Genomic DNA, 17,373 nt, shown 5'->3' with positions numbered 1-17,373 from the left:
ACAGGATTATTAAAAGCATAATTATAAGGACTAAATCTTCGCATTTGTTCTGCTAATGGGTCAATATTCATCCATCGACCAAGTGCAGGGTCATAATTGCGTGCACTATAGTCATATACATTAAGCCCCAGCTCGTCCTGCAACTCTTTTCCGTTGTACTTATATTTATTCGTTGTTGAAGTATTGCTTTTCTTTGTGTATTTTCCTGTACTAATTTTGCAACTTTTCTAAAATCAATAGGATTCGTGGTCATATCTTATTTTTTTACAAAATTACTAGGAATCAAAAAAAACAATAAACCCGTTAAAGCTTTATTTACAACACAATAAGACAAATTTAAACTCTCATTGCTAAACATTCAAGCGCATTGGGTTTTCAAGACCGATAGTAGTAACACCACACCAAAGCTATGTTACATAATAAGTCAGTATAGTGCTACCGCTTCGCACTGCACTATAAACTCATTATGTAAAATATCACATGTTTTAAAGACCTCTCTGAGTCCCGACGCTACTTGCCAACGCACTAGGATTCTTTTATTTGTTTATTCAGTCGCCATAAGGGCTATGCTTGGTTTTCCTGCATAAATGCCCAGGACATTTTTTATTTTAATTGACGTTTAAGGTTGGCATTCATGCCGAAAAAACAAGCCTGGTCCTATACTCTAAAACGTAGCAAACCCCGCTCGAGGGCGGGGTTTGCTTCTTGTGTTCTTTGTCGAAGTTCTTTGCGGGCACGGAAAGAATTTCCGCGCTATCGTTGCGCATATCTGAGCGATCGGATTATTTCTTAAATTTATCAAGGGCATCTTTAGTATCTAAAATAAATTTTTGCTTTTCTCGATAAACTGTCCAAATTGTTTCACCTTTTCTTTTTACAACTGAATCACCAATGTTTATTTTTGGCCAAAATTCTCCAAAAATTGCAACTTTTGTATTATTATTTAAATAAATCATTGAAGCATTATGATTAAATTTTTCAAATTGTTTATCTACAACTACTCCCTGAAATTCTTGTTCCTTAATATTTTTTATTCCTTCTTCAAATCTTTTCTGATCTGTATCTATAAAAAAAGATCTAATAAAAAGAAATACTGCAAATAAAATTATCGCAATATTTAAAATTGTTTTTTTATTTGCATTTAATGCTTCAATAAATTTTGTTATCATTAGTTAAGATTGATTGTAAATGTATATGTTCCATTAATTGTAGCTCCAGCTTTTAAAGAAGGGCTTGACGGTCCTCCCGTGCTTAATGATGTATAAGTGTAGGGCCTTGTATTGGAAGAAGTTGGTTCTCCATAACCGAAAAATGTATCTCCTTCTGAACCTCCTCTTTCGATACCATATCCACCAATAGGAGAATCAGTGCCCCAACTAGTTGAACTACTAAAGCCTGGGAAATCATTTACAGAGAAAGGATTAGAACCAGTAGGTTTGATAACTCCTCCTTTTCCACCAATACCGCCACCCATTCCTGCATTTCCTCCAATTGAAAAGTATAATGCTTTGCCACCCGTAGGATCACTTACAACACCTGCTTCTAAGGAAAAACCTAATCCTGTTGTCTCACTAAGTGAGGCGCCAGAAAAGTAACCTTCTCTATGTGATGGATTTACAATTGTTGTGCCTCCTGCAGTTTCAATTTTTGTATCTCCATAAAAATTTACAACTCCATTATTAGTATTTGTAACTGTCCCATCATTATGATATGTATATGAATAGCGACCATCTTCTTTTCCATTAGATGTACTGAATGTTTTGGTTCCTTCTTTTACTATTTGAACATCACTACCATAAGTTTGAGTTGCTTGTTCTTGCGTTTTAATGGTTGAATCGAAGAAAAAAGTACTCTTACCATTTTCTCCTATTCGGCGAATCCAATCATTTGGCTCCATTCCATCTGGATCAATAAACCTTACAGGATTGTTAAAAGCATAATTATAAGGACTAAATCTTCTCATTTTCTCTGCAAGCGGGTCAACATTCATCCAACGACCAAGTGCAGGGTCGTAATTACGTGCTCCATAGTCGTAAAAGTTAAGCCCCAACTCGTCCTGCAGTTCTTTTCCGTTGTACTTATACTTTTGTGCAGTTGCATTTCCTAAAGAATTAACCATGTTATTATTATCAGTTTGTTTTAAACCAAATGGGTAATAATTATTCTCTTCGACAATACTTAAGTTTTTATCATAACTTAAACGGATGTTACCCAAATGGTCTTTGTATTGGTAAATATATTCAAAAATGCCATTGGTTTTACTTACATATCCTTCTGGTTGTGGAAAAAATTGCAAAACATTGTTTTCGTACTGGAAACCACCGGCATAGTCTGTAGTAATACCGTTTACAATTTTTCTTTGTTTGGCTCCGGTGGCATCATACATATAATTGATATTGCCTCCCTGAGAGGTAATCTGAACCGGTAGATTTAAATGGTTATATGAAATTGCAGTAATACCCTTATTGGCATCAGTAATCATATTGCCGTTAAGATCATAACTGTAATCTGTATTTGAGCCACTTGTTCCGTTATTAAATCCTTGTGCATTATTAGCATTGTCTTCTACTTTTAATAATTTATTTCCGCTGTCATAAGAATAAACGAGATTATCAATTGTACCATAATTTGGTGTGTTTGGAATTGTATTACCATTTCTGAAGATTGTTAGTATATTCCCATTTTTATCGTATGAAGGATTTTCGTTATAATGCCCCAGATTATCTGTTGCAGTTGTTAAACGGTTTAAGTCATCATACGTATAAGTATAGTTTTTTAAACTAGTATCGTTATTATTTGTTCTCCAAAAGGTCTGACTAATATTCCCGTTGTATAAGGCAGTTCCTGCAGTAGGAGTATTGTAATTGATCTTAAAAGCAAACAAATCGTTTCCGAGAGTATTAATGTCATTGATGTTTTTGAGCCATCCTCTGATATTATATTTGTAATTGACAGCTTGTAAATTTGCAGATGCACCACCAACTCCTTTTGTAAGTAATTGCCCCAAATTGTCATAAGTGTTAGTAAAAATGGTTTCCTGAGCCTGATTATTTATTTTTTGTTTTTGTGTAAGTAATCTGCCTGTATGATCGTAAACAAAGGTATTGATAATGATAACAGGACTATCAGAGCCTTTTTGATGTGTAGTAGTTGATTCTAACACTTTACCGCTAAAATCAAACTGATTTTTGACAGTACCTATTGTTCCTAAATAATTATTCTTACTGTAAGTATAAATACTTCTTGCTTTTGTATCATAGTAATTCACACTTGTTGTCCAGTTTGTAGTACCTAAAATGCGTACTTTGGAACAGGTGCTTAAACCTTTGGCATTGGTAATAGGAGTAATGTTATATGATACCACAGTTGTTCCGCCATCTAAGTCGATATTAAGATAATCATCATAATAATTTATGGTAAATACATTAATATCCGTATTAGTATTAGGGAAAGCATTATTAGAATAGTTAACGCTTGTTCCGTTTATATTGGTAGCGGTCGTCTGTTTGGTTTCATATAAAACAGTACTTTGATTGATCAATTCCTGTACAGAAGATCTTGTCTTTTTTACTGTATTTACATATTCACCGGTATAAACAGGTCTGCTAAAGGCATCGTATTTAGTGAAGAGCCATTTATTTAAGGCTTTTAGATTGGCATCCTGTGTTAATACAGGTCTATCTAATTTGTCATATACAATGTATTCCCATTCTTTACCGGGAAGTTTTTTCTCGACCAATCTGTTTTTAGTATCATATCGATACTGATACCCTAATTCATTTAAAGTTAAATTATCAGTCAATCCTTCGGCTTTTGGCGGTAAAACATAGGTTAAATTTCCGTAGGTATCGTAAATATAATAGGTGTCATGTTTGACCTCTGTTTGAGAACCGTAATCAGAGTAGGTACGTTTTAGTATAACTTGCCCTTCTTTGTTTTTAAATTCTTCGGTAGTATTGTTTTTTCCGCTTACCCAGTTTTCATTTTTTGTTATGGTCTTGTATAACTGGTTGTTTGAGTAATTGATTGCAGAAGCAACAGCAGGAATATAAACGCCTTCAGAATTTAATGCTGTTATGACAACATACAATTTAACATTGTCTGTAGCTGTTGCAGTATTGGTTTCATACTCCAGTTTTATTTCATGGCCTGAGCCCAGTGCCCAGTCTTTTCCCGGAGAAGCCTGTGATAAAACCCTGTTAAGCGGGGAGTTGTCAAATTGTTTTTGCGAGTACGGGTTTGGTACCAGATTATTAATATCATCCGGATAATTTAATTTGTAATAATCATTTATTCCGTTAACCGCTGTAAAGCTGTTTCTATAGGATGCAAGGAGACCATTGTTATCCGGATAAGGAAGATATTCTTTTTCCTGTCGTCCTATATTGTCATAGGCTGTATGAGAAATGATATCGGTTTTGCCAGGAGAAGCTTTGATAGCTATACTCTGAATGGGTCTGCCCAAGCCGTCATGATAAATTACACTTTCGAGTACATCAGAATCGTTGACTATGTCTTCTGTAGATTTTAAAGCGGTTTGGTATTTACGGGTAAAAATAAAATTCCCGTTACTAAGAGCAAACGGTGTATACTCATCAGCATTAATTTTTGCCAAAAATGTACTACCTGCCTTTATCCAGGTTGTCGGACCAAGAATGATACTTTGAGTAGCAACCAGAGTTTCGTCTCCTGTTACAATATAAGGGGTAGTAGTATTACCCTTTAAAATAGTTGCCGGGGTTTGGGCCTGAGTATATAGGGTTAATAGCAACAAAATAATTTGTATGCTATAGTGTTTAATTTTTATCATCATAATTTTATGATTAAGTTTTTAAATCGTATAAATTATAGCCCTTCCATATCAAGAAACTGAACCTGATAATCGAGGTTATCTTCATTTGATAATCCTTGCTGGAAAGTGATGTTTTCGCTTTCAAAATATAAAGGTGCTCCGGTAAGTCCGAACATTTTTGTGGCGATACAAATTAGTTTACCTCTTTTTCCGTTTAGTGCCGGCGGTACAAAGAAGATGTTTTTAGCTTCGAGGGTTCTGATTAAGGGAACTTCCTGTCCGGTATCTGCCAGTTTTAAAAACCATTGATATTCATATTCTGAGCTGTTTCCTATACGTTGTTTTATCGCGTTTCTATCAAATTTATATCCGCCTTTTGTAACATAAAAACCATAGTAAGAATCCATAGTATAAGGAAATGTAATATCAGCATCGTATGCATGTGGTACATAAGGAAAATCTTCTCCGTGAATACCGCCAAAAGGCCTTGGGAAATAGAATAAAGGGTGTAAACTTGGAGTAGTGGTACCAGGCCATGAAAAATTTGTTCCCTGAAGAAAAGGAACAGGAATGTCATAAAGTTTATACTTTTCGATACTAATTTTGAAATCCTGATCAACGATTACACCGTTATCAATAGTCCATGGAGTATCTTGCCAGTACTTTGGATCAGATTCTGTTGAAGCAGTGCTGTCATCAATACCATATCCTGAAGATTTGTCGCATACATTTCCGGAGTATTGATTAACTGAACTTAATTTATAGTAAGCTAATACATTATCATAATCATTCAGTCCACTTTTAAATTTTATTAAATCACTTTTTGCTATATATGTTATTGGAGCAATAGGATCCTCAACATGATCAATCCATCTGGAAGTTACTTTTACCGTACAAATTATTCTGCCGGACATTCCGTCCAGACATTTTGGTATAAAAAATACATTGGAGTATTCCTGTACTTTCGGAATTTCAATCTTTTTTCCATCAATCTCCATCCACCAAGTTAATTCGGCAGTTTTATTTGGTCCTGAAAATTTTGAATTATTCAGTCCTAAAAGATCAAAAGTATTTCCTGATCTTTCTGCATAATAATTACAGGTATACTCTGATGTAGGATATGGAAGATTTAGCATCGAATATTCTAGCGGTAATGGAATATAATCCGGAGTATAATGTACTCCTATTTGAGAAGGATTAGGGAAATATAATTTATCATGAAGACTTAAAATATTTCGGCCTTTATATTCGGCACCATCAGGTAATTTATCTTCCCAGTTTACTCCTCTGCCACAAGCTACAGGAACTTTGTATGCTTTATAATCTCCAATTTTTATTTGTAAGTCTAAATCTGTTACTGTATTTTGATCTTCGGGAGATGGAATTATTGACTGATTCTGGCAATCATTCAGCACACCATTATAACCATAACAATATTCTTCTATAATATTCTGATCCTGATCTTTGATTCTTTTAAGACGATTTAAATCATCATATTCATATGATATCGAAGTTCCTTTAGGGTCTACTACTGATGTAATACCTACTAATGGCTTATACACATATGATGTGACCATGGCGCTGCCTAAATTGGATCTTATTTTTTGAATTTCAGTATTTAATGAATTGTCACTATAATTTTGTATATATTCAAGGGTTTCAGAATTACTCTTCCCCAATGCGTTCATAACCTGCGAATAGGTTGCATTTTCGATCTTTGCAATTGGTTTGGTATAATTATATCCCCAAAGATAAACGGTATGAGTATCGTCCTTTTTTGATGATTCTATTGGATTACCAAATTTGTCATAATCATGAAACTGAATTTTTTCTTCGAATTGATTCGAAGTGGTTTGGATTCCTTTTATGGCCTGTACAGCTCTTGGGAGTATTAAAGTTTTGCTGCCTTTGGTAAAAGTATCATACAATACTTCCTGACTGGTAAGATCTTCCGGGGTTTGATCTGTTTTTCTAATGGTTTTTTGAAGTACAGGTTCTGCAATTCGATTGGCATTAACCAAATTAACCATTAACGGAGTAGCATAATTATGCGGATAACTGGTTTGCTTGATTAATGAGTTTATACTTCCTGATTCTTCAACAATACTTTCTACTGCTTTTGGTAATGAATATGTTTGATCGTAAGTTGTTGAAGTAGTATTTATAACTTTGTTTTGATTGTATTTTGTTGTTGTTTTAGTTTCGCTGGTTAAATTTCTGCTGGCATATACTGAAGGATAAAATGCAAAATCAGGATCTATTGACTCAAGGTCACCAGCTTCTGCAGGAAAAACTTCAGTTCTTGCAATTTCTACTTTATCTGAAATCTGATCAAAAATATCGTATTGGTAACTGTTTTTAGTTTCTTCTACTAAATTGTTTGCCTTATCGTATTTTCGGGTATATTTTATTTTTCCAACTAATGGCTCTGTATTATTAGTAGTAGGAAGTCTCCAGCCGTTATTAAAGCCAAATTCAATTTTATTTTTATCATAATTCTGATAGGTAAATAAAGGACGTTCTACCGGAAAATCCTCTCTTGTTGAAAATATTTTTTCAACATAACCATTGTCAGCATTTTCTTTAATCAGAACTCTGGTATAGCCTACATTAGAACCTTCAATAACATCAAAATCAGATCTGGAGTTTGAAAAAGTATGAAGGGTAAGACCTGTTTGCAACGAATAACTTGAAATACCTAAATAAGTTGCTGCCAGTGGTTCATTATATGCCTGAGCTATTCCAAGTGTTGGCAGATTATTTAAAATACCGGATGAATTATTATTAATATTTAAATAATTGTATTTATGTACCTGTACAGTCCCTTTATTATCGATTAGTTTATGAATTGAAACCCTTAGTCCGCCAGAGTTAACATTTTTGTTGCCCAAAGAAGAATAAAAACTATTTAATTCGTATTCAAATTCTTCGGTACCGCCAGTTGGATATTTTACTTTATTTAAAACTCCCGCTTTTGTATATGCCAAAGAAGGTTGTAATGATCTTCCTGCTGTAACAAAACTACCGTCAAAAATAGGAAATGGTGATACAGAGAAATCTTTTTTATTAGGGCTGTAATATAATTTAGGAGGTGGTATCAGGCATGTTAAGCACGTTACAGCACTAACATTATTGTATTCACCTGAAACAGGACCATTAGCATATCCCAGATAATCTGTAATGTTAGAACCTCGCTCCGGTAATTTTACATCGTCATTATAATAAAATCGATATGGAGGAATAACCGCATCGTTTTTTCCTGTTTCCTGTACGGCTAAAAGTCGTAATCTTTTGCAGGTAGGATCACTGCAATTATTATTTGAAGTCATGTAATCATACTCCAGCTTTACTGTTTTTATGATAGTGCCATAAATATCTTTTACGATAATTTTTGATAAAGCAAAATCTCCCGGCAAGTCTTGTCTGGGTTCTTCATATTTAAATTCTACAGTTCCTTCAGCATATATTATTTTACTGATTCTGTTTAAAAGAGGGTATCTGATTTCTGTAGAGCTAAGGTTTAGTGTACTTTGATCTCCTTGTAAATTGTTTAATTCATAATTAGCAGTTTTTCGGTATTCAGGATAGCTTATAGCGTATTTATTATATTCGAAAGTAACTTCATTTCCTTTGAAATCTTTTATTTTACTAAGCTTATACGCCATTATCTCCTGAGATGTAAGGTCCCTGCTGGATTCCATGTTTATATATGTTTGAAAAATATTTCTGTTAACATATTGGTTTACATCTAATTGATCAAAAGTATATTGTGTTCCGTTTATATTTGTAACTTCGACTTTAGTAACACCCTGAATTTTTCTGTGCGGTCCGCCATCAAAATAGCGCAAGTCTCCTGTAAATTTATAATTATCTCTAAATTCTGAAAAAAAAGGAATAACAGCTGTTTGTCCTATCGTTGTTTCTATTTTGTTTCCCTGAAACGCAATTTCCATTACAGATCGATCTCTTTTATGGGTAAAAGAAGTATTAAGCCCTGGAGCATTTACATAAAACTGGTCAGGGGCTAAGTCTTTTTTATTTGTAATGAACCCCATTTCTGCAATGCTATAAACTTTATCAGTGGCAGAAGTTACATCAAAGTATTTGTTTAAAGAAATACTTTCATTTTGCATCAACCAGCCCACTTCTTTTAATTTCATGCCCAGTATATCAGAGGTGCCTATTTGGGAAAATTTCAGTTTATGATTATCACTATTAGGAACATATGGTAAGGCACCTTCTATGGTAACTTTGAAATCTTCTATACCTTTAATCACTTTTGTTACCATTCCTCCTGCATTTAAAGACCAGTTTTGACCAACATTTGAAGCGGTTTCCTCTACTTTAATACCTGTAGCGGAATAATTCAGTTCTATAGGAATACTAATTTGTCCTATCTGAATTTGATATATAGGAACGTTAATACTGGCTGAACCAGTGTATTCTGAAACATTAGAAAAGCTGACTTTTCTAAATGCAGCAGCGTTTGGGGTTCCAATTTTTGGATTAAAAATTTCACTGTACAGTAAATCATTAAGGTTTGTAGATTGGGGGCCTGATCCACCACTACCAGGACCTACTTCGATAGGTGGTAGTCCAGGGCCTACATCAATAGGCTGATTAGGATCGCTTCCTATAGGTGTTTGAGCATTTACAATAAATGACAGAAACAGAAAAAGAAATAAGGAATAGTATTTTTTTTTCATAAAATTAGATTATAAATTATTTGGTTTTAATAGAGTTTCTAAATATATAATAATTTTCATATTTTTAATATTTTTTTAAAAAGAAAAATACTAAAAAAAAATATTCTCATGTTTCTTGTAATTCTAATTAAGGTTTCAATCAACTAATAGCACTACTCAGCTGGAACATTGGTAAGTACATTGCTACTAATAAAACAGCTACTAAAACTCCAACAAAAAGAATAATAAAAGGTTCTAAAACAGTGGTCATAATTTTAGATTGCTGTACTACTTCCTGATTGTATTGTTCGCTTAATTGCTTAAAAACATACTCGGTTTGGTTGGTTTCTTCGGCTACTTTTACAAGAGATATGATTCTGTTGTCAAAAAGCGGAGTATCTTTCAGGCTTGAGCTTAAACTATTTCCTTTTAAGATACTTTGTTCAACTTTTTCTAAGGCTTCTTGCAATGGCACAAAATGAATCATTTTTTTGACCATTTGTATACTATTCAACAGAGGGACTTTGGCTGTAGTTAGTAAAGTAACAGCTTGTGTAAATTGTGCCAGATAAACTTTGGTCATAAAAGCTCCTAATACAGGAATTTTAATTAAAAAATGATGTAATACCCGTTTGTATTTAGCATTGTCTTTAAAGAATCGGGTAGAGAAGATAAAGGCAATGAAAGCTAATAAAAAGTAGACACCAAATGTTTTGGTCCAAACTGAAAGTTTTACGATTACCTGGGTAAGAAACGGTAATTCCATATTATTCTGCCTAAAGATGTCCTGAAACATCGGAACGACATAACTTAGCATAAATACCACAACAAGTACAGCAGTGCTTAATACGATAGAAGGGTAGGTAAGAGCAGCGACTATAATTCTTTTTTGTTCATTTTTACGTTCAAAAAAATGCCCTAATTCATTACAAACCTGAGCTGTAGTTCCGGTTTCTTCTCCAATCTGAATAGAATAATACTCATACTCGGTAAATGATTTTGAAGCAGCAAGAGCATCAGAAAATGGTTTTCCGTTTACAACCTGGTTTAATATTGACTGAATCAGCTCTTTATCAGCATTTTTTTTTAATGATTCTACAATTAAGGATAACCCTTCCTTAAAGCTGACCCCTGCTTTTAATAAAACCGCTAATTCCTGATAAAAAGCCTGTTTCTTTTTATTATTAAAACTATCACCAAAAAGAGAAATTTCTTTTTTTAGTAAATCTTCAATACTACTTGTTTTTTTAGACTGAACTGTTTTTTTGGTTGGGGTATTTTCTATTTTAAAGGCCATTTTCCTGATTCATAAATAAGGTTACATCATTTTTTTTTGATACAAAAATTTGATAATCGGGTAATTCTGTTTGAGCAAATAAAGAGATCGCATCAATAGTTCCAGATTTTATTTCTTTTCCTTTGAAAAAGATTTTATTTGGATTGATTTTTAATTTTATTGTATCAAGATTACGCATAGTGAATTTGTCCTGAAATGAATAGGTAACAGTATCTATTTCTGAAGTCATTATTAATATTTGTTTTTGATTATCATAAACTATAGTATGTGGTTCATTAAAATCCTGCCATAACTTTTGTTCAAACAGAGCCAGATTGCTGGTTTTGTCAAAATTGGTCTGAATGGCATGAATTTGTTTTTGAACTAAACGTAATACACTAAATGCCATACCCACTACGATTGTCGTTATAATCATAACAACTAAAAGTTCAGCCAATGTAAATGATTTTAATTTTCCTCCAGCCATGCGATTTGTTGTTTCAAAATTTCTTTTTTAGAACTAGTGTTTGTTGCCAAAATTGATATCACTTTTTTGTTTGAAATTTTTTCTAAGTTTATACTTATATCCCAGCCTTTATAGTTTTCCTGATAGGGTATCTTTAAATTGTTATTTTGTGTATTGTATTCCAGTTCATTCATCCTGTTTTCTATAGCATGTGTATTTTTAGATAAAGTGTTTAAAACTAGATTGTTGAGTACTAGGCTTGCTACTATAAATATGATTACAATTAATACTGTCGCTACAAGAGCTTCGATTAAAGTGGCTGATTTTATTTTTTTTAATATAACCATTTCATAATAGTTTTAGATTCTTGTTCCAAAGGTAAACCAGCATAAACTGGAGGTACGCTTTCATTTTCAATTGTGCCGTTATATATATGATTTACAAAAATAGACCCTGATTGATTCGCTAAAAATTGTTTGGTATAAACAGATCCGGATACGGTTCCCCTTAATTCAAAATTTCCATTACAATATACCTGACCTTTTATTCTGGCTTCTTTTTCTAAAACAATCTGGGTTTGAAAATCGGGTGTTTCTTTTGTTTGAATGTAACAAACAATTCCTTTTACATTGCTTTTTGCATCAATATAAATCTGATTGTCAAACGGAATTGTTGAGGTTGTATTAGCGCTATTTTTATTATCCTGAAAAAGTAATAAAGCAGAAGGATAGCTTAAGTTACAGTTTTTTCCCATGGTAATTTTTTTAGAAGCTAAAGCCTGAAAATTACCCTGAGTTTCATCTTCGATTTCTATGATTGGTGCTATTAAAATTATATCTTTTAGTAAAGCTGTTTTTCGTACTTTAATAGCTGTTTCAGATTTAATAATAATATTACCTGAAATTGATTTATTTTCTATCGTGATTGGATCTAATGAATAGTATCCTTTTGTTTTAGCCTTAAACGAATTAACAATCCTTAAACCTGAATTTAAGTTGATATAATCTTCCTGATTACTGATTTTATATTCTTTACTATAAAATTGAATTCCATCAAGAACAGCTTTCTCTGGTTTAGGTAGTTCCGGAGTGCTTTTTTTGATAGCTCCGTAAATTAGTTGTTTGCCATAGTAGCTATTACCTGCTATATACCCGGAATTTACACCCTGGGTTGGCAAGTAAGCAATTCCTCTTATACTGGTTGTACCTACAACAGTTAAAGCATTGTGAGTTTCTTTTAGAAAAAGGGTAGGAGATTCTGCTGTATTAATTAGTGACCCAATTATCGCAATTTTTGTAAACTTCTTTTTTCGAAATTGAGTGATGGCAATTCCTTTCTGAAAGACTCCCCATTGTGATAAGTGAGTTTTTATAATTTGATTTTCTTTTTTTATAAAATTAACCTGAATAGTATCAGTGCTAATTTCTTTTTGCTCTAATAGAGTTTGAATACCTATATCAGCAAATTGAATATTTTCGACAGCGCCTTTGGACTGTTCTTTCATATAAATAAAAGTATAGGCATACAAAATAAGTCCCGCTAAAAGCAACGCAATTAATACTGCTATAAAAACAGTAAATTGTAAGGCACCGGATTTGATTTTACACTTTAATTTCAATCCTGGAGCATTATAAGGTTTAAATTGCCTTTGTATTTTACATAAACAGATTCCTTATCTCCGCTTTTTAAAAATATCTCATTTTCTGTATCACCAATTTTCATATAATAATTTTTATTGTCTATAATTAGCATGAAAATTTTGTTTTTGTCTTTAGTATCAGATATTAAACCTTTGTACAAAATAGTTGGCCAGACTAAAGTTTCTTTTGGTTTTGTAACTTTTGTCGTTTTAGTGGTATTTGTAGTAGTTTGAACAGTATTTGCTGCATACATCTTTCCTAAAAAAGGATCTCTGTAATTCACATCTATGGTAAAGGATTGTCTTTTATTAATTTTTAAAGGTTTAATTGTAAATTCAGGATTGTTTTCGATTATGGTTTCATCTGAACTTGTAAAAGAAAATAATTGAAATAATACAGCACCCCAGACAAATAGTACGATTGGTAAAAGAATGTATATGTTTTTTTTATTTTTCATTCTAATTTTATTTTTTACTTAACTCGTTTTCAATTTTTGTAACTCGTAAAGCCAATTCTTTTAAACTTTCAATTTCTTTCGACTGCTCTTCAATTTTTTTATTTTGCTGAATAGAATAAAGCGTTAATTCTTCAATTTTTTGTAATAGTTTGGCATTCATTTCACCCAGATTAATTCCGTTTTTTAAAGCATCGTCTTCACTTGGGATATTTTCTAAATGTCCTTTTTCATTAATATGTTTTTCGACTTCCTGAAGTGTTGGGAGATTATACTCTTTTTTGAAAACAAAGTCTGACCAGCCTGTTAAATCGACTTTTACTTCTTTGGAATGGATAGTTCCGTTTACTGCTAATTGACTATCAGGATTTGCAGTACCAATGCCTACTCTTGCCGCATCTAGAATCAAAGGTTGGTTTCCTCCTCCAGTTCTTAAGAAAACAGGAAAATCATTGTCGATAAAAGCTGAAAAGCTGGCAGAATTACTGATTTCTAAAAATCTTGCATCTCCAGCACCAATTCTTGCCGGATAAAAATGAGATTTTCCATAAACAGTCAATGGTGCATCTGGTTGGAAATTGCCAATACCTACATTTCCATTACTAGCGATATGAAAAAAAGGAGTAGATTGATTATCGGACCAATTATATATAGAAAAACTAGATTCAGTAACCATATTAGCTCCGGAACTTATTGCCCAAGTCTTACCAACAGGATTTCTTAAAAAAATCTTAGTGGTATTAGCATTCACACTTTCACTGCCTATTCCCAAACTCCCAATTACGTCTAATTTATATAAGGGATTGTATGTACCGATACCAAAATTTCCTGAAGAAATATATGAGTTTCCATTGTCTTTAAAGAATACATCATTGCCAATTCTGGTACCGCCTTTAAAATCGTTATCAAAGTTTAGTGATAAAATATTACCATCTGCATGTACAAATGCTCTTCCACCAGTTCCTCGGTCAGCGTATCTAAAGGTGATATCAGCTAAACCATTATAAGAGAAAACATTATTTCCATTTGGAGAAAGAATTTGTGAGAAAGAATTGAATGATGTAATTAGCAATAATAGGGATATTGTTTTTTTCATCTTCTTAATTTTTTATTTTTTTTAATAACTCAATTTCTTTTTTCATCTCAATCATATAAAGTGTCATTTCTTCAATTTTCTGTAAAAGTTTTGCATTCATCTCTCCTAAAGAAATTCCATCTTTCAGGACTTCTTCTTCGCTAGGAATATTTTCTAAATGTCCTTTTTCACTTATATGCTTTTCAACTTCCTGAAGTGTTGGGAGATTATAGTCTTTTTTGAAAACAAAGTCTGACCAGCCTGTCATATCGACTTTTACTTCTTTAGAATGGATGGTTCCGTTTACGTCTAGCTTGTTAGTTGGGTTTGTCGATCCAATACCTACATTGCCATTATCCATAATAGTAAAACGATTATTACACATTCCGCTTCCTGCACAACCTAAATTATCATAAGCCCAAAATTGCAAACTATTGCCATATGTGCCTGTCATATTATAGATCATCCATGTGCTGGCAATTCCATTAGAAATCTTAGAAAGGTTTTTTAATTGTATTTGCCCTCCTGCATCATCTGAAGCTGAACTAACGATTGCACCATGAAATATTCCATGACCATTAACCTCTAATTTTTGAGTTGGATTTGTTACTCCAATTCCAATATTCTTGTCACTACTAATTGTTAAAGCTGATCCGGTGATACCATAATCAATATCAAGAAAAGCCAAAATAGTATTATCACGTGTTTTAAAATTCCATGGACCACCGGTATGACCATAAGGTTGAAGTGATAATCGATTGATTTCTCCAATTGATGATGATGGAGCTTCCTGTTTGCCAACTTTCAAACTGGTATCAAAATATACATTTCCAGTTCCCGGGAACGTATTTTGACTAAAATTTATTTGTGAAACCAATAGTGAAATTAATAAAACTAGTTTTTTCATTATCTTATTTGTTTTGATTTAAGGTTTAAAATGTCTTTTTTTATCTCTTTATTTTCTTTCTTTATTACATCATTTTCTTTTTTTAATTCGATCATGTATAAAGTAAGTTCTTCAATTTTCTGTAAAAGTTTAATGTTCATTTCAGATAAATTGATTCCGTCTCTTTGCATTTCTGAGGCAGAAGCTATTTCAGGTAAATGTTTATTTTCTTGGATGAATTTATCTACAGACTCTAAGGAAGGGAGAGAGTAATCATTTTCAAAAACAAAATCAGCTCCGGCATCAACAGTTACTTTTACTTCTCGAGAAGCTATGTTTCCTGCAACAGTTAACATTGAAGAAGGATTTGTTGTGCCTATACCTACATTACCATTTCCTTTTATAATAAATGGAATCCAATTTCCCGCACCGATATCTTGTACCTTAAAATAACTGCTTCTAGCACTATTTTCGGATGTTCCAAATGAACCTACAACAATAGTAAATGCATCAATTTGGTCTCCACCTCCCTGTACACTTAAATTTATTTTAGTTGTGTTTAATGTTTTAGATGTAAAATCAGTGGATGAATTATTTAGATTTCCTGAATGCCAAATTTTATTCCAGCCTTTCCATTCATAATCCCATCGTCCAAAATATAACTCGTTAGTTCCTGCACCATTTGCTAAACTAACATAATTGTTTGTATCGTAACCAAAGTTTATACCTTGGTATACATATCCTCCTAAACTGTTATTTGCAGGAGCTACAGCTGTCCATTGTCCGTCAATTTTAGAAAAAGATTGTAAATTTGTTTCTACATTACGTGACGGAAAATAAGATTGCGCACGTATAGAAATATTAAATGAAAGATATACAAGATAAAGAAATATTATTTTTGTTCTCATGTTTAATTCTATTTTGGATCTATTTTGAAGCATTTTCAATTTTTTTTAATCGCTTTTCTATATTATCTAACTTTTTATTTTGCCTTTCAAGTTCCTTGATCTTTTCGTTTTGATCAATCGTATATAATGTCAGTTCTTCAATTTTTTGCAAAAGTTTAATATTCATTTCAGATAAATTGATTCCGTTTTTTTGCATTTCTTTGGCTGAAGCTACTTCGGGCAAATGCTTATTTTCTTTAATGAATTTATCTACAGATTCTAAAGGGGGCAGGGGATAATCATTTTCAAAAACAAAATCAGCTCCGGCATCGACGGTAACTTTTACTTCACGTGAAGCAATGTTTCCAGCAACGGTTAGTTTTGATGTTGGGTTTGTTGTGCCAATGCCTACGTTGTTATTTGTTATGGACATTACCATAACTCCTGTTCCAAACATATCTGGATAACCTTGATTATAAAAACGAATTCCACCATAACCAGAATGAGCACTAAATGTTAAACCTTCATGCCAATTAAAAACATAAGGATAATGAGAACCAGATCTTACATCAATTGGCTTTGAAGGAGAAGATGGACCAAAACCATAAAAATTATTTGCTCCTCCTCCTGTCTGTATAGATCCATTTACATCTAGTTTAGCTTGTGGATTTGTTGTGCCAATCCCAATATTTTTGTCACTAGTAATTGTTAAGGCTGATCCGGTAATGCCATAATCAATATCAAGAAAAGCCAAAGTAGTATCATCACGTGTTTTAAAATTCCATGGACCGCCGGTATGACCATAAGGTTGAAGTGATAATCTATTGATTTCTCCAATTGATGATGCTGGAGCTTCCTGTTTGCCAATTTTCAAACTGGTATCAAAATATACATTGCCAGTTCCCGGGAAAGTATTTTGACTAAAAATTATTTGTGAAACCAATAGTGAAATTAATAAAACTATTTTTTTCATTATCTTATCTATTTTGATTTAAGGTTTAAAATATCTTTTTTTATCTCTTTATTTTCTTTCTTTATTACATCATTTTCTTTTTTTAATTCGATCATGTATAAAGTAAGTTCTTCAATTTTTTGTAAAAGCTTAATATTCATTTCTGCCAACATCAAACCATTCTTTTCAATTTCCTGAGCAGATGGGACTTCTGGTAAATGTTTATTCTCTTTAATAAAATCTTCGACTTCCTGTAATGA

At 32.6% G+C, this 17,373-nt stretch carries 12 protein-coding genes and 2 pseudogenes; all 14 read right to left on the bottom strand.

The annotated features are described in order from the left end of the window. A pseudogene (locus A4F88_RS25870) lies at positions 1 to 200 on the bottom strand (RHS repeat-associated core domain-containing protein); the annotation flags it as partial. A gap of 582 nt (positions 201 to 782) precedes the next feature. Beyond that, positions 783 to 1,169: a hypothetical protein gene (locus A4F88_RS24985; protein WP_068845911.1), complete on the bottom strand. Its 387-nt coding sequence runs from the start codon at positions 1,167 to 1,169 to the stop codon at positions 783 to 785. Further along, entirely contained in the window at positions 1,169 to 4,813 is a 3,645-nt protein-coding gene (locus A4F88_RS24980; protein ID WP_073075601.1) for a DUF6443 domain-containing protein, read from the bottom strand. Before A4F88_RS24980 ends, A4F88_RS24985 begins: the two co-directional genes overlap by 1 nt. 32 nt (positions 4,814 to 4,845) lie before the next feature. Next, positions 4,846 to 9,498, bottom strand: a complete 4,653-nt coding sequence (locus A4F88_RS24975; RefSeq protein WP_068845907.1) for an RHS repeat domain-containing protein — start codon at positions 9,496 to 9,498, stop codon at positions 4,846 to 4,848. A 139-nt stretch (positions 9,499 to 9,637) separates the two neighbouring features. Then, the gene (locus tag A4F88_RS24970; RefSeq protein WP_068845905.1) at positions 9,638 to 10,774 is read right to left on the bottom strand and encodes a type II secretion system F family protein; all 1,137 of its coding nucleotides are present in this window, start codon (positions 10,772 to 10,774) and stop codon (positions 9,638 to 9,640) included. Next, entirely contained in the window at positions 10,764 to 11,240 is a 477-nt protein-coding gene (locus A4F88_RS24965) for a PulJ/GspJ family protein (protein WP_068845903.1), read from the bottom strand. Before A4F88_RS24965 ends, A4F88_RS24970 begins: the two co-directional genes overlap by 11 nt. Continuing rightward, a complete protein-coding gene (locus tag A4F88_RS24960) occupies positions 11,222 to 11,566 on the bottom strand; it encodes a hypothetical protein (RefSeq protein ID WP_068845901.1) in 345 nt (114 codons plus the stop codon). Before A4F88_RS24960 ends, A4F88_RS24965 begins: the two co-directional genes overlap by 19 nt. Then, positions 11,554 to 12,837 carry a hypothetical protein gene (locus A4F88_RS24955; RefSeq protein ID WP_068845899.1) on the bottom strand — a complete coding sequence of 428 codons (1,284 nt, stop codon included), beginning with the start codon at positions 12,835 to 12,837 and terminating at the stop codon, positions 11,554 to 11,556. The genes A4F88_RS24960 and A4F88_RS24955 overlap by 13 nt, the downstream gene beginning before the upstream one ends. Next, the gene (locus A4F88_RS24950) at positions 12,834 to 13,316 is read right to left on the bottom strand and encodes a hypothetical protein (protein WP_068845897.1); all 483 of its coding nucleotides are present in this window, start codon (positions 13,314 to 13,316) and stop codon (positions 12,834 to 12,836) included. The genes A4F88_RS24955 and A4F88_RS24950 overlap by 4 nt, the downstream gene beginning before the upstream one ends. A 7-nt stretch (positions 13,317 to 13,323) precedes the next feature. Then, a complete protein-coding gene (locus A4F88_RS25700; RefSeq protein WP_178368501.1) occupies positions 13,324 to 14,409 on the bottom strand; it encodes a hypothetical protein in 1,086 nt (361 codons plus the stop codon). A gap of 4 nt (positions 14,410 to 14,413) precedes the next feature. Continuing rightward, a complete protein-coding gene (locus A4F88_RS25695) occupies positions 14,414 to 15,295 on the bottom strand; it encodes a hypothetical protein (RefSeq protein ID WP_068845896.1) in 882 nt (293 codons plus the stop codon). Next, the gene (locus A4F88_RS24935) at positions 15,295 to 16,182 is read right to left on the bottom strand and encodes a tail fiber protein (RefSeq protein WP_143155093.1); all 888 of its coding nucleotides are present in this window, start codon (positions 16,180 to 16,182) and stop codon (positions 15,295 to 15,297) included. Before A4F88_RS24935 ends, A4F88_RS25695 begins: the two co-directional genes overlap by 1 nt. A 19-nt stretch (positions 16,183 to 16,201) precedes the next feature. After that, positions 16,202 to 17,134, bottom strand: coding sequence for a hypothetical protein (locus A4F88_RS24930; RefSeq protein ID WP_068845894.1), 933 nt, complete (start codon positions 17,132 to 17,134; stop codon positions 16,202 to 16,204). An 8-nt stretch (positions 17,135 to 17,142) separates the two neighbouring features. Next, positions 17,143 to 17,373 (bottom strand): annotated as a pseudogene (locus tag A4F88_RS25580) (hypothetical protein); the annotation flags it as partial.

Source organism: Flavobacterium chilense, assembly GCF_001602525.1.
In the GTDB taxonomy this organism is placed as follows: Bacteria; Bacteroidota; Bacteroidia; order Flavobacteriales; family Flavobacteriaceae; genus Flavobacterium; species Flavobacterium chilense.
The sequence above is the reverse complement of the archived record's forward strand: the minus strand, read 5'-3'. Positions and strand labels throughout refer to the sequence as shown.